This is a genomic window from Streptomyces sulphureus DSM 40104 (assembly GCF_000381025.1).
Taxonomy (GTDB): Bacteria; Actinomycetota; Actinomycetes; order Streptomycetales; family Streptomycetaceae; genus Streptomyces; species Streptomyces sulphureus.
This window is the reverse complement of record NZ_KB905820.1, coordinates 212,140-234,105: the sequence shown is the minus strand read 5'-3', so window position 1 is coordinate 234,105 and position 21,966 is coordinate 212,140. Positions and strand designations below refer to the sequence as shown.

Annotated in this window: 20 protein-coding genes; 9 read left to right on the top strand and 11 right to left on the bottom strand. The window is 70.0% G+C overall.

The annotated features are described in order from the left end of the window. Positions 1-255: 255 nt before the first annotated feature. The 5 genes from F603_RS0122055 to dnaA all read right to left on the bottom strand — a co-directional run bounded on the left by F603_RS0122055 (position 256) and on the right by dnaA (position 7,228). Complete coding sequence (locus F603_RS0122055; RefSeq protein WP_019548124.1) at positions 256-825, bottom strand: DciA family protein; 570 nt, start codon at positions 823-825, stop codon at positions 256-258. Positions 826-946: 121 nt separating this feature from the next. Then, the gene (recF, locus tag F603_RS0122050; RefSeq protein ID WP_019548123.1) at positions 947-2,062 is read right to left on the bottom strand and encodes a DNA replication/repair protein RecF; all 1,116 of its coding nucleotides are present in this window, start codon (positions 2,060-2,062) and stop codon (positions 947-949) included. Between the two features lie 89 nt (positions 2,063-2,151). Further along, complete coding sequence (gene gnd / locus F603_RS0122045; RefSeq protein WP_026328628.1) at positions 2,152-3,045, bottom strand: phosphogluconate dehydrogenase (NAD(+)-dependent, decarboxylating); 894 nt, start codon at positions 3,043-3,045, stop codon at positions 2,152-2,154. Between the two features lie 215 nt (positions 3,046-3,260). Further along, a complete protein-coding gene (gene dnaN / locus F603_RS0122040; RefSeq protein WP_019548121.1) occupies positions 3,261-4,391 on the bottom strand; it encodes a DNA polymerase III subunit beta in 1,131 nt (376 codons plus the stop codon). A gap of 929 nt (positions 4,392-5,320) precedes the next feature. Then, entirely contained in the window at positions 5,321-7,228 is a 1,908-nt protein-coding gene (gene dnaA / locus F603_RS0122035) for a chromosomal replication initiator protein DnaA (RefSeq protein WP_019548120.1), read from the bottom strand. A gap of 453 nt (positions 7,229-7,681) precedes the next feature. On the opposite strand from dnaA, the gene rpmH reads away from it, so the two are divergent. The 9 genes from rpmH to F603_RS0121990 all read left to right on the top strand — a co-directional run bounded on the left by rpmH (position 7,682) and on the right by F603_RS0121990 (position 14,143). Next, the gene (gene rpmH, locus F603_RS0122030; RefSeq protein ID WP_016906158.1) at positions 7,682-7,819 is read left to right on the top strand and encodes a 50S ribosomal protein L34; all 138 of its coding nucleotides are present in this window, start codon (positions 7,682-7,684) and stop codon (positions 7,817-7,819) included. A gap of 24 nt (positions 7,820-7,843) precedes the next feature. Further along, on the top strand, positions 7,844-8,212 hold the full coding sequence (gene rnpA, locus F603_RS34250) for a ribonuclease P protein component (RefSeq protein WP_078503722.1): 369 nt from the start codon (positions 7,844-7,846) through the stop codon (positions 8,210-8,212). After that, entirely contained in the window at positions 8,209-8,499 is a 291-nt protein-coding gene (gene yidD / locus F603_RS0122020; RefSeq protein ID WP_019548118.1) for a membrane protein insertion efficiency factor YidD, read from the top strand. The genes rnpA and yidD overlap by 4 nt, the downstream gene beginning before the upstream one ends. Positions 8,500-8,502: 3 nt before the next feature. Beyond that, a complete protein-coding gene (gene yidC, locus F603_RS0122015) occupies positions 8,503-9,669 on the top strand; it encodes a membrane protein insertase YidC (protein WP_019548117.1) in 1,167 nt (388 codons plus the stop codon). Positions 9,670-9,688: 19 nt separating this feature from the next. Continuing rightward, complete coding sequence (locus F603_RS0122010; RefSeq protein WP_019548116.1) at positions 9,689-10,189, top strand: Jag family protein; 501 nt, start codon at positions 9,689-9,691, stop codon at positions 10,187-10,189. Continuing rightward, positions 10,186-10,968 carry a 16S rRNA (guanine(527)-N(7))-methyltransferase RsmG gene (gene rsmG / locus F603_RS0122005; protein ID WP_019548115.1) on the top strand — a complete coding sequence of 261 codons (783 nt, stop codon included), beginning with the start codon at positions 10,186-10,188 and terminating at the stop codon, positions 10,966-10,968. The genes F603_RS0122010 and rsmG overlap by 4 nt, the downstream gene beginning before the upstream one ends. A 314-nt stretch (positions 10,969-11,282) precedes the next feature. Then, positions 11,283-12,365, top strand: coding sequence for a ParA family protein (locus F603_RS0122000; RefSeq protein ID WP_078503721.1), 1,083 nt, complete (start codon positions 11,283-11,285; stop codon positions 12,363-12,365). Continuing rightward, a complete protein-coding gene (locus F603_RS0121995) occupies positions 12,362-13,477 on the top strand; it encodes a ParB/RepB/Spo0J family partition protein (RefSeq protein ID WP_026328627.1) in 1,116 nt (371 codons plus the stop codon). The genes F603_RS0122000 and F603_RS0121995 overlap by 4 nt, the downstream gene beginning before the upstream one ends. Positions 13,478-13,525: 48 nt before the next feature. Further along, a complete protein-coding gene (locus tag F603_RS0121990; protein ID WP_019548112.1) occupies positions 13,526-14,143 on the top strand; it encodes a GNAT family N-acetyltransferase in 618 nt (205 codons plus the stop codon). Positions 14,144-14,226: 83 nt separating this feature from the next. On the opposite strand, the gene trxA is transcribed toward F603_RS0121990, so the two are convergent. The 6 genes from trxA to murJ all read right to left on the bottom strand — a co-directional run bounded on the left by trxA (position 14,227) and on the right by murJ (position 21,955). After that, on the bottom strand, positions 14,227-14,556 hold the full coding sequence (gene trxA / locus F603_RS0121985) for a thioredoxin (protein ID WP_016906149.1): 330 nt from the start codon (positions 14,554-14,556) through the stop codon (positions 14,227-14,229). Positions 14,557-14,635: 79 nt separating this feature from the next. Continuing rightward, positions 14,636-15,637: a thioredoxin-disulfide reductase gene (gene trxB / locus F603_RS0121980; protein ID WP_019548111.1), complete on the bottom strand. Its 1,002-nt coding sequence runs from the start codon at positions 15,635-15,637 to the stop codon at positions 14,636-14,638. Positions 15,638-15,746: 109 nt separating this feature from the next. Further along, the gene (locus F603_RS0121975) at positions 15,747-16,778 is read right to left on the bottom strand and encodes an anti-sigma factor family protein (protein WP_019548110.1); all 1,032 of its coding nucleotides are present in this window, start codon (positions 16,776-16,778) and stop codon (positions 15,747-15,749) included. After that, a complete protein-coding gene (gene sigM / locus F603_RS0121970) occupies positions 16,775-17,512 on the bottom strand; it encodes an RNA polymerase sigma factor SigM (protein ID WP_019548109.1) in 738 nt (245 codons plus the stop codon). The genes F603_RS0121975 and sigM overlap by 4 nt, the downstream gene beginning before the upstream one ends. A gap of 59 nt (positions 17,513-17,571) precedes the next feature. After that, a complete protein-coding gene (locus F603_RS0121965; protein ID WP_019548108.1) occupies positions 17,572-19,521 on the bottom strand; it encodes a hypothetical protein in 1,950 nt (649 codons plus the stop codon). A gap of 229 nt (positions 19,522-19,750) precedes the next feature. Next, on the bottom strand, positions 19,751-21,955 hold the full coding sequence (gene murJ / locus F603_RS0121960; protein ID WP_019548107.1) for a murein biosynthesis integral membrane protein MurJ: 2,205 nt from the start codon (positions 21,953-21,955) through the stop codon (positions 19,751-19,753). Positions 21,956-21,966: the final 11 nt, after the last annotated feature.

The window sequence follows — 21,966 nt, the reverse complement described above, 5'->3', positions numbered from 1 at the left end:
GGGGGTTTGCCGGTACCTGAGCCTGCATGTGCCGCCCTCAACTGCCTTGTGCCGACTCCCCATATGCGGACCGGGGGGCGGAGAGGCTCACACGGGCGCTCAGAGCTTCGAGCCGGTTTCGTTCCGTCAACGCCCGTGCGATGTGAGCGGCGTCACTCTTTCCTCACGCAGTGCATCCGTACGCACGCGTAGTGTTGCGGAAACCCCGTCCCGTACTCCTCTACGGTCGCGCCGAGTTGGCGACGCGGGCAGGGCTCACCCGTAGGTGTCACCGGGGCCCTTGCTTCCCGGGGCGCGCAGCGGGCCGGGGCTGCGCCGGGGCGCCTCGGGCCCGCGTACGCGCAGGGCGCGCACGGTGCCGTGGCCGAGGTCCTCGTTGAGCCGGGCCACCAACCTCGGGGCGAGCAACCGCAGTTGGGTCGCCCACGCCGTGGAGTCGCAGCGGACGCCGAGGACACGTTCCGCCTCGTCGAAGTGCTGCGGCTCGCAGTGCTGCGCGATGTCGGCGCCGACGATCTGCGGCCACCGCCCCATGACGCCGCCGACCGCGGTCGGGGTCTCCCAACCGCGCTCGGTGACGAGGCGCTGCACCGCCGTACCGAGGGGCAGGGGGTCGCGCCCGTCGCGGCGCGCGCCGGAGCGCAAGCCGCCGCCCCTTCGCGCCTGCTTCTTCTGCTGCGCCTCCGCGCCCCGTTCACGCGCACGCTCCTTCGCGGCACGCAGCGCCACCCTGGCAAGATCGACGCCGGACGGCTCCGGGACGGCCCGGCCCTCCGGTTCCGGCGCACGTCCGCCGTCGGGCACCGCCTCCTCCTCGAAGCTCACGCGGTCCACCTCCCGCCGACGAGTCCGCACCGGACGGCACACCCTACGAGCGCACCCCGCCGCACGCACGACGCCGAACCACCGCGCACCGCACGGAAGTCGGGGACGCCCGGGCCACGGTTCACCACCGCTCCACCCCGTCGCCCGACACCCGGAACCTCCGCCCGTCGAGCACCTCGGGTACGTCCTCCTCCACTGCGGCCGTCACCAGCACCTGCTCGCCGCCGGCGACGAGTTCGGCGAGGCGCGTCCTGCGCTTGGTGTCGAGCTCGGCGAAGACGTCGTCGAGGACGAGCACCGGCTCGTTCCCCTCGCTCTTGAGCAGCTCGTACGAGGCGAGTCGCAGTGCCAGCGCGAACGACCAGGACTCGCCGTGGCTCGCGTAGCCCTTCGCCGGCAACTCGCCGAGCGCGAGCAGCAGATCGTCGCGGTGCGGACCGACGAGCGTGACGCCGCGCTCCACCTCCTGCTTGCGCGCCTCGGCGAGGGCGGCGAGCAGGCCGTCGTACAGCTCCTGCCTGCTGCCGCCCGAGACCGATCCCCGGTATTCGAGGCCGACGGGGCCGCCACCGGGTGCGAGGCCCTCGTACGCCTTCGCCACGAGCGGGGAGAGGTCGGCGATCAGTTCCCTCCGCTGCGCGAGCAACTCCGCGCCGTTGCGCGCCACGTGCTGGTCCCAGACGTCGAGCGTGGAGAGGTCGGCGCCCTTGCCGCCGTGCCGCCGCGCCATCGCCGCGGACTTCAGCAGGCTGTTCCGCTGCTTCAGGACGCGCTCGTAGTCGGCGCGGACGCCTGCGATGCGGGGGGAGCGGGCCGTGACCAGCTCGTCGAGGAAGCGGCGGCGCTCGCCCGGGTCGCCCTTGACGAGGGAGAGGTCCTCGGGTGCGAAGAGGACGGTGCGCAGGATGCCGAGCGCGTCGCGGGGGCGCACCTGTGAAGAGCGGTTGATCCGGGCGCGGTTGGCCTTGCCGGGATTGATCTCCAACTCGACCTGCTGCTGGCGCTCGCCCTGGCGCACCAGGGCGCGGACGACGGCGCGCTGCGCACCACTGCGCACCAGCGGCGCATCGCTCGCGACGCGGTGGCTGCCGAGGGTCGCGAGGTAGCCCACCGCCTCGACGAGGTTGGTCTTCCCCTGGCCGTTCGGGCCGACGAACGCGGTGACGCCGGGGGCGAGTTCGACGTCGACGGCGTGGTGGGAGCGGAAGTCGGCGAGCGAGAGATGGGTCACGTGCACGCTGCCGACCTTTCGTTGCCTCGCTCTGCCCGACGCCCTTGCGGGACGGGCCGCCCGGCGACTGCCGGGTGAACGCCCGCCGACGAAGGCTACTTGGCGGCGCCGCCGGTGTTCTCGACCGCGTGGCCGCCGAACTGGTTGCGCAGTGCGGCGATCATCTTCATCTGCGGCGAGTCGTCCTGCCGCGAGCTGAATCGCGCAAAGAGCGAAGCGGTGATCGCCGGCAGCGGAACGCTGTTGTCGAGGGCTGCCTCGACGGTCCAGCGGCCCTCGCCCGAGTCGGCGGCGTAGCCGCGGAGTTTCTCCAAGTGCTCGTCGCCGTCGAGTGCGTTGACCGCGAGGTCGAGGAGCCAGGAGCGGATCACGGTGCCCTCCTGCCACGAGCGGAAGACCTCGCGCACGTCGGTGACCGGCTCCGCCGCCTCCAGCAGCTCCCACCCCTCGGCGAAGGCCTGCATCATCGCGTACTCGATACCGTTGTGGACCATCTTCGCGAAGTGACCTGCGCCCACACGGCCCGCGTGCACGGAGCCGAACTCGCCTTCGGGCTTGAGCGCGTCGAAGATCGGCTGGACGGCTGCCACGTGCTCGGCGTCGCCGCCGTACATCAGCGCATAGCCGTTCTCCAGGCCCCAGACGCCGCCGGAGACACCGCAGTCGACGAAGCCGATGCCGTGCTCGGCGAGCTCCGCCGCATGCTTCTCGTCCTCGCTCCAGCGGGAGTTGCCGCCGTCGACGACGACATCGCCGGGCGAGAGGAGCCGGGAGAGCTCGTCGACGGTCGACTGCGTCGCGACGCCGGCCGGGACCATCGACCACACGACGCGCGGGCCGTCCCCCAGCGTTTCCACAAGTTCCTGCAGGCTGTGGACGTCGGCGAGTTCCGGGTCGCGGTCGTAGCCGACGACCTTGTGGCCGGCGCGGCGGATGCGCTCGCGCATGTTGCCGCCCATCTTGCCGAGACCGATCAGGCCGAGGTCCATCAGTGCCCCTTTGTGCGTGGAGTCGCGGCGCCGCTGCGTATCGAGGAGTCGCGAGCCGTCGCCTTTCGTACTTGAATACGAGCCTAACCGGGACGCACGCATGCGTTCGTACGGTGAAGACGCACCCTCGCGCCAGGAGCCGCCGTGCTGGGCCGGGGTGTGACACACCTCGCCCTCCGGCACCGTGCCGGAGGGCGCAGAGGCGAGGGCCGCGCTTACCCGGAGAGGCGCACAGGCATGATCAGGTACTTGTAGGCGTCGTCCGCCTCGGCCTCCTTGTCGGCCCTGCCACTGAGGAGCGCCGGCTTCGTGGAGGTGGTGAACGCCAACTGCGCGACGGGGGAGTCGATCGCGCTCAGCCCTTCCAGCAGGAAGCCGGGATTGAAGGCGATCGAGATGTCGTCCCCCTCCAGATCGGCGTCGACGCGCTCCACAGCCTGTGCGTCGTCGCTGGAGCCGGCCTCCAGCGTCAGCACCCCCTGCTCGAAGCTGAGTCGCACCGGAGTGTTCCGCTCGGCGACGAGGGCGACGCGCTTGACCGCCTCGACGAACGGCGCCGTCTCGATCACCGCGACCGAGTTGAACTCGGTGGGGAAGAGCGTGCGGTACTTCGGGAGGTCCCCCTCCAACAGGCGGGTGGTGGTGCGCCGTCCCGCGCCCTCGAAGCCGATGAGCCCCTCGCCGGAGCCCGAACCGGAGAGCGCCAGCGTGACGTTGTCGCCGCTGCTGAGCGACTTGGCGGTGTCGAGCAGGGTCTTCGCGGGGACGAGCGCGACGGCCGAGGTCTCGGACTCCTCCGGCTTCCAGAGGAACTCACGCACGGCGAAGCGGTAGCGGTCGGTGGAGGCGAGGGTGACCGTGTCCCCCTCGATCTCGATCCGGACCCCGGTGAGCACGGGCAGGGTGTCGTCCCGCCCGGCCGCGATGGCCACCTGCTGGACGGCGGCGGCGAACACCTCGCCCTGGACGGTGCCGGTGGCCGTCGGCATCTCCGGCAGCGCCGGGTACTCCTCGACCGGCAGGGTGTGGAGCGTGAACCGCGACGAGCCGCAGACGACCGTCGCGCGTACACCGTCTGTGGAGATCTCCACCGGGCGGTTGGGGAGGGCTCGGCAGATGTCGGCGAGCAGCCGCCCGGAGACCAGGACGGTGCCCTCCTCCTCGACCTCGGCCTCGACCGAGACCCGTGCGGAGACCTCGTAGTCGAAGCCGGAGAGGCTCAGGGTGCCGTCCTCCGTCTTCAGCAGCAGGCCCGCGAGGACCGGCACCGGCGGACGGGCCGGGAGACTCTTGGCAGCCCAGGCCACCGCCTCCGCGAGGACGTCGCGCTCTACCCGGATCTTCACCTTCAGCCGCCTCCTGCTGTCGCCGACGCGGTCCCCTGGCTCTGTCCTGCCCTTGGCGCCCTGGGGCCGCGTCTCAGCTTGTTACCGGGGTCCAGTCTGACGTACGCGACTGACAACCGGAGCCCGAGTCCGTCAACTTCCAGCAGAGTGCCAGAAGCGACCGTCGGGCCGCAGGCAGCGAGTTGTGCACAGCCCCCACGGTTAAACGGATCTCGGGCTCTCTAAGTGTCGTCGTAGTAGTAGGGCTTGTGGAAACCGTGGATAAGCCCGTCTCCGCAGGTCAGGCCGGAAATTTTGTCCACCGCGGCTGTGCACGGACCGGTGGACGACACGGGGGTTCCTGTGGAGCGAGCAGCGTCCTGCGCAACTCGTACACAGGCAACGGCCAGTTGCCCACAGCACCGCCCACAGAGTTACCCGGCTTTCCCACAAGGCAACCCCCGCCCTCGATGTGACGGCTTTCACTCGCACCGGTGATAAGGCGAGTTGAGTTGCCGAACAGTGGACAGGGCTGTGGAGAAGCTGGGGACAACCCGCCCTGTCTTGTGGGCGACCGGTGGACAGCCGACTCCGGCCACGGTAGCGGCAGTTGTCCTCCACAAGCTGTGGAGGGCGGCCGCACACAAATCCCCAGGGTCATGACCTCCGCAGACCTCGTCCCAGCGGGGCCTCTTGTGGACACGTTCTGGACAACCTACGCGCTCCCCAGGGTGTGGACCCCGGCTCGCCTCGTTTCCTGTGGACCACAGCCCTCCGCGCGGATCGATTCGAACAGCCGGCGCCGGACTCGGAGTTGCGCACAGCCCCGACCCCTGGGGCCGTACCGAGGCGCCGCCCGGAGAAGTCCGGACAGACGACTGCCCCCGTACGCGGCAGACGTACGGGGGCAGGAAGGAGGCAGACGGCCGGGCGGCGCCGACCGCCGGGCTTCAGCCGTTCTTGATGCGGTTGGTGAGCTCCGTCACCTGGTTGTAGATCGAGCGCCGCTCCGCCATGAGCGCCCTGATCTTCCGGTCGGCGTGCATGACCGTCGTGTGGTCCCGGCCGCCGAACTGCCCACCGATCTTGGGCAGGGAGAGGTCCGTCAGCTCCCGGCAGAGGTACATGGCGATCTGCCGGGCGGTGACGAGGACGCGGCTGCGCGAGGAGCCGCAGAGGTCGTCGACGGTGAGCCCGAAGTAGTCCGCCGTCGCCGCCATGATCGCGGAGGCGGTGATCTCCGGGGTGGCGTCCTCCCCTCCCGGGATCAGGTCCTTGAGCACGATCTCCGTGAGCCCGAGGTCCACCGGCTGCCTGTTGAGGCTCGCGAACGCCGTGACGCGGATCAACGCCCCCTCCAACTCGCGGATGTTCCGCGAGATCCGCGAGGCGATGAACTCCAGCACCTCGGGCGGGGCGTTGAGCTGCTCCTGGACGGCCTTCTTCCGGAGGATCGCGATCCGCGTCTCCAACTCGGGCGGCTGGACGTCCGTGATCAGTCCCCACTCGAACCGGTTGCGGAGCCGGTCCTCCAGCGTCTCCAGCGCTTTCGGCGGCCGGTCGCTGGAGAGGACGATCTGCTTGTTGGCGTTGTGGAGGGTGTTGAAGGTGTGGAAGAACTCCTCCTGCGTCGACTCCTTGTCCGCAAGGAACTGGACGTCGTCGACGAGCAGGATGTCCATGTCCCGGTACCGCTTGCGGAAGGTGTCCGCCTTGCCGTCCCGGATCGAGTTGATGAACTCGTTGGTGAACTCCTCCGAGCTGACGTACCGCACCCGCGTCCCCGGGTAGAGGCTGCGCGCGTAGTGGCCGATCGCATGCAGCAGGTGGGTCTTGCCCAGGCCCGACTCCCCGTAGATGAAGAGCGGGTTGTACGCCTTCGCCGGCGCCTCGGCGACCGCGACGGCCGCCGCGTGCGCGAACCGGTTGGAGGCCCCGATGACGAACGTGTCGAAGAGGTACTTCGGGTTGAGCCGCGCGGTCGGCTCGCCGGGACCGGTCGCCGGCGCCGGCTGCGCCGCGAGCGGCCCGGGAGCGCCGCTGGGAGCCGGGAGTTGGGAAGGGCCCTCGTACGGCGGCGCCGGCGGCTGCCCCTGCGGCGGCACCGGGGAGCGGTGCGGCTGCTCGTACTGCTCGTACGGCTGCCGCGGCCGAGGGGGGTGCGGCTGCTCGTACCGCTCGTACCCGGCGGGCGGGCGCTCCTCGTAACCGCGGGGCGGGTGTTGGTCGTACCGCTGCTCGTACTGCTCGTACACCGGCTGCTGGCCCGCGTACGGGTCCCGCGGCTGCCAAGGGTGCGGCCCGGGCTCGCGGTGCTGCGGACGCGGGTACTCCTGGTACGGGTTGCGCGGCGCCGGCACCTCGCGCCCGGGCTCGTACGCGTCGTACTCGTACCCGGCGCCCTCGGCCGGTCCCTGCGGCTCGGCGGGGTACCCGTCGCGGCGCCCGGCGTCGTACTGCTCGTAGTCGAACGCCTCCTGCCGGCCCGGTTGTTGGCCCTGCGGCGGCTGGTGTGCGTGCGGGGCCGGCGGCTGGCCCTGGGGCGCCTCCGGGCGCGCGGGCTCGGAGGCGGGCAGTACCGCGTCGGTGACGGGACCCGTGACGGTGATCGCGAGGCGGACCTGCTGCTGGCACTCGCGGCTGAGCGCCTCGCTGATCACGGGCGACAGCCGCCGCTCCAGCACCCCTTTCGCGTACTCGTTGGGCACGCCGAGCAGTGCGGTGCCGGAGACGAGCACGAGGGGCTGGCAGTCGCGCAGCCAGCGCTGATCCTTCGGCTCGACGCCCTGCTCCTCGGAGAGGAGCTGTTCCAGCACGCGTGGCCAGACCGCGGCGAGGTCGGCGGGGAGGTCAGCCACGGGCACGCTCTCTCATTCGCTGGTGCGATCATCCGGGGAGACCGACAGAACCCCGCGGACCAGATTCCGTGAATGTGTGGTTCTGGGGACGGTCGGGAAGGAAGGGAAGTTCAGCCACGGTAGACAGGGCGCGGTCCCCCGTTCAAGTCGTTGTCCACAGGCTGTGCACGAGTGCAGTACCGAGAAGGCCGTTGGGGAGCGGTTTGACCGGATGACGCGGGCCCGCGTACCGTGACCAGGTCGAGTCGTCGACGGCTGCTGCCGCCTGCCTCCGATGGGCAAGATCGCCAGGTGGCCCGCACGGTTCCCTTCCGACCGCGGTTCACTGGAGGAGCGAGAAGCGGTGCACACTCGGGCGTTGCGAGCTACTCGTGGGCGCACGGTGACAGCCGGTCGACGCCCCACCCATCGTTCCGCGAAGAGCGGGACACGGAGCATCTCTGGAGCCCCCGAGTGAGCAAGCGCACCTTCCAGCCGAACAACCGCCGCCGCGCGAAGACCCACGGCTTCCGGCTGCGCATGCGGACCCGCGCCGGCCGCGCGATCGTCGCGAACCGCCGCAGCAAGGGCCGCGCACGCCTGTCGGCCTGAGCAGACTGACCACAGGTCCATGACGTGCTGCCAACCGAGAACCGGCTGAGGCGGCGCGAGGACTTCTCAGCCGCGGTACGACGAGGGCGACGGGCCGGCCGCCCGTCGCTCGTCGTCCATCTGCGCCGCGCAGAGGACCCGCACGGAGCGGGGGGAGAGCTTCCCCCGGCGCGTGCGGGTTTCGTCGTAAGCAAAGCCGTCGGCAACTCCGTCGTACGGAACCGTGTCAAGCGCCGTCTTCGGCATCTGATACGCCAGCGCCTCGACCGGCTGCCCCCGGGTAGCCTGGTTGTCGTACGGGCGCTGTCAGGTGCCGGCGAGGCCGGTCACGACCAGTTGGTGCGTGATCTGGACGCCGCACTGCAGCGGCTGCTTGGAGGGTCCCGGCGATGAAGTACCCGCTGCTGTTGTTGATCAAGCTGTACCAGTGGACCATCAGTCCGTTGCTCGGGCCGGTGTGCCGGTACTACCCGTCGTGCTCGCACTACGGCTACACAGCCATCGAGCGGCACGGCGCCGTCAAGGGCACCGTCCTGACGGCCTGGCGCATCCTGCGCTGCAATCCGTGGTCGCCCGGAGGCGTCGACCATGTCCCCGCCCGGAAGCACCCGGTATGGCACCAGCGTCTCCGCTACCGCTGGCAGCAGCACCGGACCCAGTCCAATGCCCAAGGAGCCTGACTCGTGTTCGACACGATCCTGAGCCCTCTCTATACCGCTGTCTCCTGGATCATCGTCCAGTTCCACACGTTCTTCAGCATGATCTTCGACGAGGACAGCGGCTGGGCCTGGGGCCTGTCGATCTTCTTCCTCGTCGTCCTGATCCGTATCTGTCTGATCCCGCTCTTCGTCAAGCAGATCAAGTCGACTCGGAACATGCAGGCGCTCCAGCCGAAGATGAAGGCGATCCAGGAGCGCTACAAGAGCGACAAGCAGCGGCAGTCCGAAGAGATGATGAAGCTCTACAAGGAGACGGGCACCAACCCGCTCTCCAGCTGCCTGCCGATCCTGGCGCAGTCGCCGTTCTTCATCGCGCTCTTCCAGGTGCTCAACCACATCGCCCGAAACAGCCCGGTGGGCGTGCTCAACGCCGAGCAGGTGGACAGCGCCCGTAACGCGCAGATCTTCGGCGCCCCGATCGCGGCGAAGTTCATGGACGGCGCCGACAAGCTCGCCGAGCTCGGTGCCTCTCTCACGGACGTGCGCATCGTCACCGTCATCATGATCATCCTGATGTCGGCGTCGCAGTTCTACACTCAGCGCCAGCTCATGACCAAGAACGTCGACCTGACGGTGAAGACGCCGTTCATGCAGCAGCAGAAGCTGCTGATGTACGTCTTCCCCCTCATGTTCGCCGTCTTCGGTATCAACTTCCCCGTCGGCGTCCTCGTCTACTGGCTCACCACCAACGTCTGGACGCTCGGCCAGCAGATGTACGTCATCAAGCGCAACCCGACGCCGGGCTCGCTCGCCTTCAAGCAGCGCCAGGAGAAGCTGCGCGCCAAGGGCAAGATCAAGGAGGACCCGACCGAGGTCAAGGCCCGCGAGGCCGCCGAGCAGGCCCGTGCGAAGCGGCAGCAGCCGAAGCGGCAGACGAAGTCGCAGCGCACCTCGGGTACCGCCCAGCCGAAGAAGGCGGGCGAGGCCGAGCCGGACACGGCGGCGAAGGCGGAAACCGCCGACGACGCCGGGAAGGCCGAAGGCCAGAAGACCGACGCCCAGAAGTCAGGCGGCCAGAGCAAGGGCGGCCAGCAAGGCAAGGGCGGTCAGAGCAAGTCCGGACAGAAGAAGTCCGGTGGCCCGCAGGGCAAGGGCGGCTCGCAGCGTCCCAAGCACCCGTCGAAGAAGTGAGCACGAAGGAGTCCATGCCGTGACGGACACGACTGCGTCTGAGAGCGCCGACGCTCTGACCCGCCTGGAGCAGGAGGGCGAGATCGCAGCGGATTACCTGGAGGGCCTGCTGGACATCGCCGACCTCGACGGTGACATCGACATGGATGTCGAGGGCGACCGTGCGGCCGTCTCGATCGTCAGCGAGGGCTCCGGGCGGGACGTGCAGAAGCTCGTCGGACGGGACGGCGAGGTACTGGAGGCGCTCCAGGAGCTGACCCGTCTCGCCGTGCACCGTGAAACGGGCGACCGCAGTCGCCTCATGCTCGACGTCGGGGGCTACCGCGCCAAGAAGCGCGAGCAGCTCACCGAACTGGGGTCGAAGGCGGTGCAGGACGCACGCAGCAGCGGCGAGTCGGTGAAGCTTCCGCCGATGACTCCCTTCGAGCGCAAGGTCGTCCACGATGCCGTGAAGGCCGAGGGACTGCGGAGCGAGTCCGAGGGCGAGGAGCCGCAGCGCTGTGTGGTCGTGCTGCCGTGAGCCCGGGCGCGAGGACTGACCTCTCCGGGGGCGGTGTACCGGAAGAGGGCCCCGAGGCGGAATTGCCGCCCGCGCCCGAGGCTGCCGAGCGCGCGTTCGGCGACCGGCTCCCGGACGTCGTCAGGTACGGCGAGGTGCTCGCCGACGCCGGTGTCCGCCGCGGACTCATCGGCCCGCGGGAGGTGCCAAGGCTCTGGGAGCGGCACCTGCTCAACTGCGTCGTCCTCTCCGACCTCGTCCCCGAGGGCGTCTCGGTGTGCGATGTCGGCTCCGGGGCCGGCCTCCCCGGCATCCCGCTCGCGCTGGTCCGGCCGGACCTTCAGATCACCCTGCTCGAACCGTTGTTGCGGCGTACGACCTTCCTCCAGGAGGTCGTCGAACTCCTCGGGCTCGACCACGTCACCGTCGTTCGCGGTCGTGCCGAGGAGGTGCTCGGGGTGCTGCGGCCGGTGCACGTCGTCACGGCGCGAGCGGTGGCGCCCCTCGATCGTCTTGCGGGCTGGGGGGTTCCTCTCCTGCGGCCCTACGGAGAGATGCTCGCCCTGAAGGGGGACACGGCGGAGGACGAGCTGCGCGGCGCCAGGGACGCACTGCACAAGTTGAACGTCGTGGAGAGCTCCGTCGAGCATGCGGGCGAGGGGCTGGTGGACCCACCGGCGACGATCGTGCGCGTCGGTGTCGGGGAAAGCCCCGGTGGTGTGCGGTTCGCCGCGAAGCGTGCCAAGGCGGCCAAGGCGGCGCGCTCGGGACGCAGCCGCGGGGGGCGACGCCGTCGTTGAGTGCACGGTAGGGGCCGCTCTTCGAGCGTGCGGGGAACGGGATGTTGCGGTCCCGTTTCCCGCTTCTTTTTTGTGCCGATGGCGTCGCCTTACTCCATAACAGCCCCATGCGGTGCGGTTGACGGAGTGTCGCAGAGGTACGGTCGTAGAGCGCGTGCATCGTGTTTCACGTGAAACGCCGCTCACTCTTGCAAGGAATCATCAGCAGGGGCCGCGCAGCAGCAGGTTCGCGCGGCCGGACCGATCACGAGCCACGCTCCGGTTCCCATTCGTCCACAACTGACCGGGGCTCGCTGGTTCGTGGGACAGAAGGCATGGCAGGCTCTGCTCAGAAAGAGCCTGGAGTCGAGGAGAGTGAACCGTTGCGGTCCGACGCAAATATCGCGGGACCGATGGCCGATCCGGTCCCCGGTCCCCGGTCAGAGCCCGGGGACAACAGCGTGGGTGCGGGCCTCGGGACCCGCGGCGACGCGGGGCGGGAGACGCCACCGCCCATGGACGACACCCCTATCGGACGCGCCGCCCAGCAGGCCGTGGAGGCGATGAACCGTACGGGGGAATCGCTCCCCAGGCCGGAGCGGACGCGCGTCATGGTCGTCGCCAATCAGAAGGGCGGTGTAGGCAAGACCACCACAACGGTCAACCTCGCGGCCTCACTTGCGCTCCACGGCGCTCGCGTTCTGGTAGTCGACCTCGATCCCCAGGGCAACGCGTCGACGGCGCTCGGCGTCGACCACCACTCCGAAGTCCCCTCCGTCTATGACGTCCTGGTGGAGAGCAAGCCACTCTCCGACGTGGTGCAACCCGTACCCGACGTGGAGGGGCTCTTCTGCGCTCCGGCCACCATCGATCTCGCCGGTGCGGAGATCGAGTTGGTCTCGCTGGTCGCGAGGGAGAGCCGACTCCAGCGTGCCTTCGACGCGTACGAGCAGCCCCTCGACTACGTCCTCATCGACTGCCCGCCCTCGCTCGGGCTGCTCACGGTCAATGCGCTTGTCGCCGGCGCCGAGGTGCTCATCCCGATCCAGTGCGAGTACTACGCGCTGGAGGGCCTGGGCCAACTCCTGCGCAACGTCGACTTGGTGAAGGGCCACCTCAACCCGCACCTCCACATCTCGACGATCATCCTGACGATGTACGACGGCCGGACCCGGCTCGCCTCGCAGGTGGCCGAGGAGGTGCGCGGGCACTTCGGCGAGGAGGTGCTGCGGACCAACATCCCGCGCTCGGTGCGGATCTCGGAGGCTCCGAGTTACGGCCAGACGGTGTTGACCTACGATCCAGGCTCCAGCGGTTCGCTCTCCTACCTGGAGGCGGCGCGGGAGATTGCGCTGCGCGATCCCAGCGTGCAGTCGCAGCAAGGGCAGCAGAGTGCAAGCGCGGAGGGCACCCAGTGAGTGATCGTCGTAGGGGACTTGGCCGGGGTCTTGGTGCGTTGATCCCGGCCGCTCCAGCCTCGGAGGAGAACGAGGCGTCCGGAGAGGGCGGTTCAGGGGCGGCGGTACTCAGCCCGGAGCGCAGCGCGCGCGGGGTCGCCGCGGCGAAGGTGACGGCGCTGCCCGACGCAGCACCGTCCGAGAGCGTTCCACGTGAAACCGTCGAGGCGGAGCCTGCCGAGGCGACCGCGACCGAGGAGGTGCCGGGGGCACACTTCGCCGAGGTGCCGCTCGACGCCGTCACCCCCAACCCCCGCCAACCGCGGGAGGTCTTCGACGAGGATGCCCTCGCCGAACTCGTCGTCTCCATCAAGGAGGTCGGCCTCCTCCAGCCCGTCGTCGTACGGCAGTTGGGCCCTGATCGGTACGAGCTGATCATGGGTGAGCGCCGCTGGCGTGCATGCCGGGAAGCCGGCCTGGAGCGTATCCCCGCGATCGTGCGCGCCACGGGTGACGAGAAGCTGCTGCTCGATGCTCTCCTGGAGAACCTCCACCGGGCTCAGCTCAACCCGCTCGAAGAGGCAGCCGCCTACGATCAGTTGCTGAAGGACTTCGACTGCACGCACGACCAGTTGGCGGACCGGATCGGCCGCTCCCGTCCCCAGGTCTCCAACACGCTCAGGTTGCTGCGTCTCTCGCCGTCGGTCCAGCGTCGTGTCGCTGCGGGTGTGCTCTCTGCCGGGCATGCCCGCGCACTGCTCTCCGTGGAGGACGGCGAGGAGCAGGACCGCCTGGCGCATCGCATCGTCGCCGAGGGGCTCTCGGTACGTGCGGTCGAGGAGATCGTCACGTTGATGGGGGGCAAGCCGAAGAAGACGGCGAAGTCGAAGGGCCCCAGGGCCGGGGCGAGGGTCTCCCCCGCACTCGACAACCTCGCCGGCAGGCTCTCCGACCGTCTCGAGACTCGGGTGAAGGTGGACCTCGGCCAGAAGAAGGGCAAGCTCGTCGTCGAGTTCGCGTCCATGGACGACTTGCAGCGCATCCTCGGGCAGTTCGCCCCAGGCGAAGGCGAGAGGCTGGAGCAGCAACTCACCGAAGGCGGACAGCAGGAGGACGACGTGGACGGTTCCTGACCCACGGCTTCTCCCTTCGACCTGTCGCCCCATGGATACGATGGCTCCATGGGGCGACAGCTCGTTCCGCTCACTTTGGACAACCTCCACCAACTCCCCGAACGCTGCCGGCAATGCGTCTTCTGGGAGCTCGACCCGGTCGGTGGTGAGGAGGCCGTCCGCTGCGCGCGCGGCGCTGCGGAGAAGGAAGCGTGGATCTCCACCGTGCTCTTGGAGTGGGGCTCGTGCGGCCGCGTCGTCCTCGTCGACGGAGAGCCCGCAGGGTTCTTCCTCTACGCGCCGGCGGCCTACGTGCCGCGCGCGGCAGCCTTTCCCACGAGTCCGATCTCGGCCGACTCGGTGCAGCTCATGACTGCCTCCCTGCTGCCACGGTTCCAGGGGCAGGGCATCGGGCGGGTTATGGTGCAGACCGTCGCCAAGGACGTGTTGCGGCGGGGGTTCCGTGCGGTGGAGGCTTTCGGCGACGGAAAGTGGGGGCGCCCCGCGTGTGTGCTGCCTGCCGAGTACCTGTTGGCCGTGGGCTTCAAGACGGTGCGCTCGCACCCGCGGTACCCCAGGATGCGTCTCGATCTCAGGTCGACGGTCTCCTGGAAGCTCGACATGGAGCGGGCGCTCGACCAACTCCTCGGCGCAGTGCACAAGGAGCCAATGCCGCGACCGCTGTAGCGCCGCGACCACATCCACGCCACGACAAAGGGCGGGGGCTGCGTTTCACGTGAAACGCAGCCCCCGCCCTTCGAACGCGAAGGTCAGCCGATGAACTCGGCGAGCTCCTTCTCCAGCGCCGCCTTCGGCTTGGCACCGACGATGGTCTTGGCGACCTCGCCGCCCTGGTAGACGTTCATCGTCGGGATCGACATGATGCCGTACTTGGCTGCGACGCCCGGGTTCTCGTCGATGTTGAGCTTGACGATCTTCAGCTTGTCGACGTTCTCCTCCGCGATCGCCTCGAGAGACGGAGCGATCTGACGGCACGGACCGCACCAGGCGGCCCAGAAGTCGACGAGCACGGGCTTGTCGCTGTTGAGGACGACCTCGTCGAAGTCGGCGTCGGTTGCGGTCACGGTGGCACCGGCCATGGCAGTTCTCCTCTGTGTGCGGTGACGTGGTGCGGGTGTCGGCGGCGGGGGCCGCCGTGGACAGCGGGGCTCGTCGCCGTCAGACGGTTGCTGCCTGCTTGTCCTCGTCCTCGGTGGAGGCGGTGTGGGTGGAAGCGGAGGAGGTGTCGGCGAGCGAGGCGAGGTACCGCTCGGCGTCGAGGGCGGCGGAGCATCCGGTGCCCGCCGCGGTGATCGCCTGGCGGTACGTGTGGTCGACGACGTCGCCTGCGGCGAAGACGCCGGGGACGTTGGTGCGGGTCGAGGGGGAGTCGACGGTGATGTAGCCCTCGTCGTCGAGCGTGAGGACGTCCTTGAAGAGCTCGACGCGCGGGTCGTGGCCGATGGCGACGAAGAGCCCGGTCACGGCGAGCTCGGAGGTCTCACCCGTCTTCGTGTTGCGCAGCGTCAGCCCCGAGAGCTTGCCCTCCGCCTGCTGGATCTTGGCGACCTCGCTGTCCCACGCGAAGTTGATCTTCGGGTCGGCGAAGGCGCGCTCCTGCATCGCCTTGGAGGCGCGGAGGCTGTCGCGGCGGTGGACGATCGTCACCGAGCTGGCGAAGCGCGAGAGGAAGGTGGCCTCCTCCATGGCGGTGTCCCCACCGCCGATCACGGCGATGTGCTGCTCGCGGAAGAAGAAGCCGTCGCAGGTGGCGCAGTAGGAGACGCCGCGGCCCGAGAGCTCGTCCTCCATGGGCAGGCCGAGCTTGCGGTGCTGCGACCCGGTGGCGACGATCACGGACCTGGCGCGGTGAACGGTGCCCCTGGAGTCGGTGACCGTCTTGATCTCGCCGCTGAGGTCGACGGCCGAGGCGTCGTCCGCGACGAGTTCGGCGCCGAACCTCTCTGCCTGGGCCCGCATGTTCTCCATGAGCTCCGGGCCGATGATGCCTTCCTGGAACCCCGGGTAGTTCTCCACCTCGGTGGTGTTCATCAGCGCGCCACCCGCGGTGACGGAGCCTTCGAAGACCAACGGCTCCAGCGAGGCACGGGCCGTGTAGAGCGCCGCCGTGTAGCCTGCGGGGCCCGAGCCGATGATGATCACGTTGCGGACGTCGCTCACGGGAGTCTTCCTTGTCTGCCGACTACTAACCGAGGATCACGAGGATGCCACCCCGTCCAACGGATACTACGGTGCGGGCATTCCCATCCTCAGCCCCGACGGTCCGGCGTCACTTCGTGGGGAACGTCCTCTTCACCAGGACCCGGCCCTTGGTCGGTGGGTCCTCGCTCAGGCAGGAATCGTCTATCACGTAGGCGTCGACGGTCCTCCCGCCGCCGGGGTGCGGCAGCACGACGAGGTAGCCGGAGGTGCCGCCGTATGCGGCATCGCGGTCCACGGCGAGCGGGGTCTCCGAGCGCTCGAGTGAACGGCGTACGCACGACGGTACGTAGGCGTCGGAGCCCTCTCCGCTCCCCTTCTCGCGAAGGAGGTTGTCGCCGGGGCTCTCCTTGGTGGAGAACTTCGGGGACTCGGACGAGGGCTGCTTCTCCTGTGCGGTGAGGAGACTCTGTACGCGGGCGTGGAGCGCGCGGTCGTCGGCTGTGTTGTGCGGCGAGTCGGCCTCCAGCACGGTCTGCTCCGGCTCGGAGTCCGAGAAGAGGCTCTGCGCACCGAGCGAGCCGACGCCGAGCACCGCCACCACACCGACCGCGCCGAGGAGCATCCGCCGACGCCGGTTCGTCGGACGAGCTCCGCGGCGGCGAGGGCGTCCGGGACTCGTGGAACCCGAGGGATGGCCACCGGGACGGTTGTCCGCGGGGCGAGTTTCACGTGAAACCCGCGCGGAGGTCTTCGCGACAGTCCCGTGGGACGAGGGCGGTGCCGGCTCCGAGTCCGTTTCACGTGAAACCCGCGCCTCCGCACGGGAGTTGTGCGTGTCCGACTCCGGAGAGGCAGTCGAGTCGAGGAGCAGCTCAGCAGCGAGAGCGGCGTCGATCCGCCCCGCGATGTCGGCCGGCATCCGGGGCGGTCCGGGGAGGGTGCCGAGGGCGTTGCGGATCTCCTCGAGCGAGTCGGCCGTCTCCCGGCAAGGGGCGCATTGCGTCAGGTGGTGCTTCACCTCGCCGCAGCGGTCCACGGGCAGGAGGTTCTCCGCGAGAGCGGAGATCTCTTCGACCTCCGGGTGGTTCTCGCCCTCGCGCCCCGTCGAAGAGGGCGGGAACTCCGAGGGATTCTCCGGGGGGAAAGGAGTGGACGTCACGTCTGTCCCCCTCCTTTCACCGCCGCCGAGTCGCTGCTGTCTTCCGAGGGCTCCCTCGAAGCTGGGACGGATGTCCCCCGAGTCCGGTTCCTTCCCCGGTCATGGTCGGGAGTATCCCCGTCCGGCCGGTTCGGCCGTAGGTGCGAGACGAGGGGCAGGAGGCGGGCTCTTCCGCGAGCGCAGCGGCTCTTCACCGTGCCGACCGCGACGCCGAGTACCTCCGCGGCCTCGGCGACGGGGTACCCCTGCATGTCGACGAGGACGAGCGACGCCCGCTGCTCGGCGGGGAGTTCGGCGAGCGCCTCGACGAGTTGCCTGTGGAGATCCTGGCGTTCGGCCGGAGCGGCTGCCGACTCCTCCGGCTCCAGGAGCTGTTCGAGGTGGGTCGTGTCGTCGGTGAGGGTGGCGCGGCGGGAGGCCGCCTTGCGTGCGCGGTCGAGGCAGGCGTTGACGGTGATCCGGTGCAGCCACGTCGTGACGGCCGAGCGCCCGCGGAAGGTATGGGCACCGCGGTACGCGGATATCAGCGCGTCCTGCACGGCGTCGGCCGCCTCTTCGCGGTCGCCCAGAGTGCGCACCGCGACGGCCCAGAGCCGATCCCGGTGGCGGCGCACCAGCTCGCCGAACGCCTCGTGCTCGCCCTCGACATGGCGGGCCAGGAGTTCACGGTCGTCCGCGAGCGCAAGCGGCGCGGGCTCGGCCGACCGTGCAGGCTGCTCCGGTTCCTCGTCCACGGCCTGCGCCTCCCCTCCCCCGGATCTCCACCTGTTCGGACCGTCCTTCGACCGCCGACTCAGCTGAGGACCCGTACCTCCGCGACCCGACCACGGTAGTTGCCGTCCTCCGAGAGCGGGAGCTTCGTGAGCCAGAGCAGGACGTACTGCGTCCGCACGGGCTTCTTCGCCTTGAGTTTCAGCTTCTCGCCCGTGCCGCCGGAGACCTTCTCGAAGCCGCCGAGGCTGGTGGGCATCCCCGTCGCGCTGCGGGGTGCCGCGTGGATCTCGGCCCGGGTGGTGCCGAGGAAGTCCACCTGGACCTCGCTCACCTGCTGGAGCTTGCCCAGGTCGAGGATGAGGCCGACGCCCGACTTGAGGTTGCCGAAGTTGGGCTGGCCGTAGTATTTGCTCGTGGGCCAGTAGGTGGTGGGGTCGTCGTCGACGGCGTCGTCGACGTCCTCCGGGTTCTCCTGGCCGTCGGCGCTCTCGGGGTCGAAGTCCTCGACGCCGGCGACCTTGATCGGCTCGCCCGTCGGGTCCGTCTCCTTCGTCGGGGCGGGAGCCGGCTTCTCGTTGGAGGTGTCGCCCTTCAGCAGCGCGTCAGCGACCTGCCAGCTTCCCAGCCCGAGCGCCGCGATGAGCAGCGCGGAGACGCCCCACTTCAGCGCCTTCCCCGTACGGCCCGGCAGCGCGGGCGGAGCCGGCGGCTCGGTCCCGGTGGCGGGGGTGCCGGGGGGTACGGCGTTGCTCTGGCGGCGTACGTAGGCGGCGGGCGGCTGGTAGGCGGGCTCGGGCGGTCTGATGCGCGGAAGCTCGGCCACCGCCTTGGCGAGCTCGTCCGGGGTGGCGCAGGGCTGGTCCTGGCGGGAGGGTGTCGCCCCGTCGTTGACGAGGGCCCGCATCGCAAGCGCCGAGAGGCCGCGGTGTACGCCCGCGCGCACCTGGTCGGGTGCGATCAGTGTGCCGCCGGCGAGGCCGCCCACGCCGGACAGGCCGTACGCGTCCTTCTCGTACGGCCACCGCTGTGTGAGGGCGGCGTAGAGGAGGGCGCCGACGGCCTCCGTGTCGGTGCGCGACGGTTCCTCGCTGGTGACGCCGCGGAGCGCGGCGTTCACCGCGAGGCCGCGGATGCGGTACTGGCCGACGCCGGTGCGCAGCACGCAGGACGGGCTGAGCCGCAGGTGCGCGAGACCCTCACGATGCGCGGCCGCCATCCCCTGCGAGAGCTGGCTGACGAGCTGGTACGCCTCGTGCGGTTCCAACGGCGCCGTCAACAGCAGGTCGTTGAGGGGGACGGCGTCGACGAGCCACTCGTGGACGACGTAGACGAGCTCGCCCTCCTCGACCGCGTCCAGCACTTGCACGAACCGCGGGTCGCCGAGGAGCGCGGCAGAGCGGGCGGCCGCGAGGACCTTGCGCGCGCGGGGGTGTGCGGCGGGCAGGACGTGGACACCGACGGCACGGCGCAGCTTCTCGTCGACGGCACGCCAACTGCTGAAACCGTCGAGCCGGGTGACGCACTCCTCCAGGCGGTACCTGCGGGCGAGCTTGTGACCGCTGTGCAGCTCGGGAGCGGCTGCCTCCTGTTCGCCACCGGGGGGCTCCGGCTCCTCGGCGGTGTCCTCCGGGACCTGTGCTTCGCCGGACGCGGACGGCTGCGCGTCGGCGTCGGCGTCGAGGGAGGTGGAGGGCTCCGCCTCGGTCGGCTGCGTACTTCCTATGGACGCGTCCTCTGCCACCGCTTCGGGAGGGTTCTCCGCCCGGTCGTCGGACGGGGCGCCGTCCTCCACGGGGGTGTCGGGGTGCTCGGCGGCTTCGGGGCCGTCGTTCGGCTCCGCTGTGTCGGAGCTTTCCGCACGCATGGCCGAGTCCTCTGCTCCGCCTTCTTCGGCCTCAGGCGCGGTGTCCTGCGGGCCGTCCCCGTGCGTCGCGCCGTCGTTCGTAGCATCCGTCCGGTCGGAGAGCGTCTTGCCCTCGGACTCGCCGCTGTCTGCCACGTCGACGGCAGCCGTGCTCCGTTCTGCCACCGTCGTTCCTGCCTCCCCAGTCGTTGCAGCCGAGTGGGGCCGGTACTCGCATCGGCCCACAGCAATTGTGCCTACGCTCCACCGCTATGCACGACACACAGCCGCCGGTGAAGGTTGTATCGCCGCTCGCCCGCGGCTCTGGCCTGCAACGGCGCGGAGGTCGGCGGGGTCGCGGGCGTACGGCCAGGTGTGCCATCCGGTGCTTTTCCCTATGCGTGCCGGCATCGGGTCACCTGCCGAGGCGGCTGCGGACCATGCCGAGCAGCGTCGTCATCTCGGCGATCCGCATCCGCTTCGCGGCGAGTACGAAGACGGCGAGAAGGGCGACCCCGCCGAGGAGCAGCGCGACGATCGAGCCGAGCGTTCCGCTGCCCAGCGCCTGCGTGAGCACGTAGACGACCCCGCCGGCCACGAGCGTCGCCGGGACGCTGGCGCCGGCGAGCCGGACGTAGGTGCGCACGACGTTGCGTCCGTCGAGGCTGCCGTCGAGCTTCCGGCGCAGCCGTTGCCACGCCACGACGACGCCGATGATGTACGCGAGTCCGTAGGACGCGGCCATGCCGACGACCGCCCAGCGGGCCGGTAGGAGAAGGAAGCAGAGCGCGGAGGCCGCCGCGTTGACCGCTGCGACGATCACGGTGTTGTAGAAGGGCGTCCGCGTGTCCTCGTAGGCGTAGAAGGCCCGGAGGACCACGTACTGCACGGAGAACGGGATCAGGCCGATGCCGAACGCCATCAGCATGTAGCCGATGTTCTGGGCCGACGCCGTCCCGGCGGACCCGTAGATCAGGGTGCACATCGGGATGCCGAGCGCGACGAACCCGAAGGCGATCGGGACGATGGCGACCGCCGAGTTCCGCAGGCCCTGCGAGATGTCGTCGCGGACGGCGCCGCTGTCGCCGTCGCTCGCGGAGCGCGAGAGGCGGGGGAGGAGCGCGGCCATCACGGAGACGGTGATGATCGCCTGCGGCATGTTCCAGATGAGCTGCGCGTTCGAGTACGCGGAGAAGCCGACGCCCGCGTGGCCGTCCCGCTCGGCGGATGCCTGGGCCCACGTGGAGAGTTGGCTGACGACGAGGACGCCGGCCTGGTTGGCGAGGACGAAGAAGATCGTCCACTTGGCGAGCTTCGCCGCCTTGCCGAGGCCGTGGCCGCGCCAGTCGAACCGGGGGCGCAGGCGGAAGCCGGTGGCCCGCAGGTACGGGATCATCGCGAGCGCCTGCACGACGAGGCCGAGGAGCGTCCCGATGCCGAGCAGCCTGACGGCTTCCGGCGGGATGTCGGAGACCGTCATCTCCGAGGAGGCCGCGGGGCCGTAGACCGCGAGGAACATCGCCAGCGTCGAGATGATGACGACGTTGTTGAGGACCGGCGTCCACATCATCGCGCCGAAGCGGCCGCGGGCGTTGAGGATCTGCCCTATCACCACGTGGATGCCCATGAAGAAGATCGTGGGCAGGCAGTACTGGATGAAGCTGACGGCGACCCCGTTGGCCTCCGGGTTGTTGGCGATCGACCCGGACATCAAGGGGACGAGCAACGGTGCCGCGAGGAGCGCAACCCCGGTCAGACCGCCGAGGACGCAGGCGACGAGCGTCAGAAGGCGGTTGGCGTACGCCTCGCCCCCGTCGTCGTCCCGCTTCATCGCCCGGACGAGCTGGGGGACGAAGACCGAGTTGAGGCCGCCGCCGACGGTGAGCGTGTAGAGCATCGTCGGGATGGTGATGGCGAGTTGGTACGAGTCGCCGAGCATTGCGACACCGAGCGCGACGACCGTCATCGCGTTCCGGACAAAGCCGGTGAGCCGCGAGACCATCGTGCCCGCGGCCATGATGGCGCTCGACTTCAGCAGGCCGCCGGACTTCGCCGGTGTGCTCACGGCGGCGGTCTCGTCGGGCCCGCCGGGCTCGGCGACGGGTTCGGGGGCCGCGGTGCCGGGCTCCGGGAGCCCTTCGGCCGGGCTCGCGGCGGGTGGACCCGGTGGCGTCTGCGGCGCGGGCGGCGGGGGACCGTAGCCGGGCAGCGGCGGCTGTGCCGGCGGGGGGCCGCCGGTGCCGCCGTCCTGGCCCTGGTCGCGGAAGAGGTGGGCGAAGGCGTGGGGATGCGGTGTCGCCGTCCCGTCGGTCGGGCGCCCGAGGTCGACGGTGGGTCGGCCGCCCGGCGCCTCGGGCGTGCCCCGGCGGGTGGGGTTGCCGAAATCGAGGGTGGAGGTGGGGTCGCCGGTGCGGGGCTGCTCGTCGGCCGGCGTGCCCCAGGCGCGCGGGTCCGCAGGAGGCGTGGCGGGTGGCTCCGGTTGCAACGCGCCCTCGTCGTAGGGAGGTTCGGGGGCGGGCGGCGGCTCCGCCTGCGGGGGCCCGGGCACCCTGGAGTTCTGCGACTGCTCGGAGTCGTCTCCGGGAGTCCGGTCCCGGTCGCCGCCGTACGGCGCGTTCATCGCTGGCTACC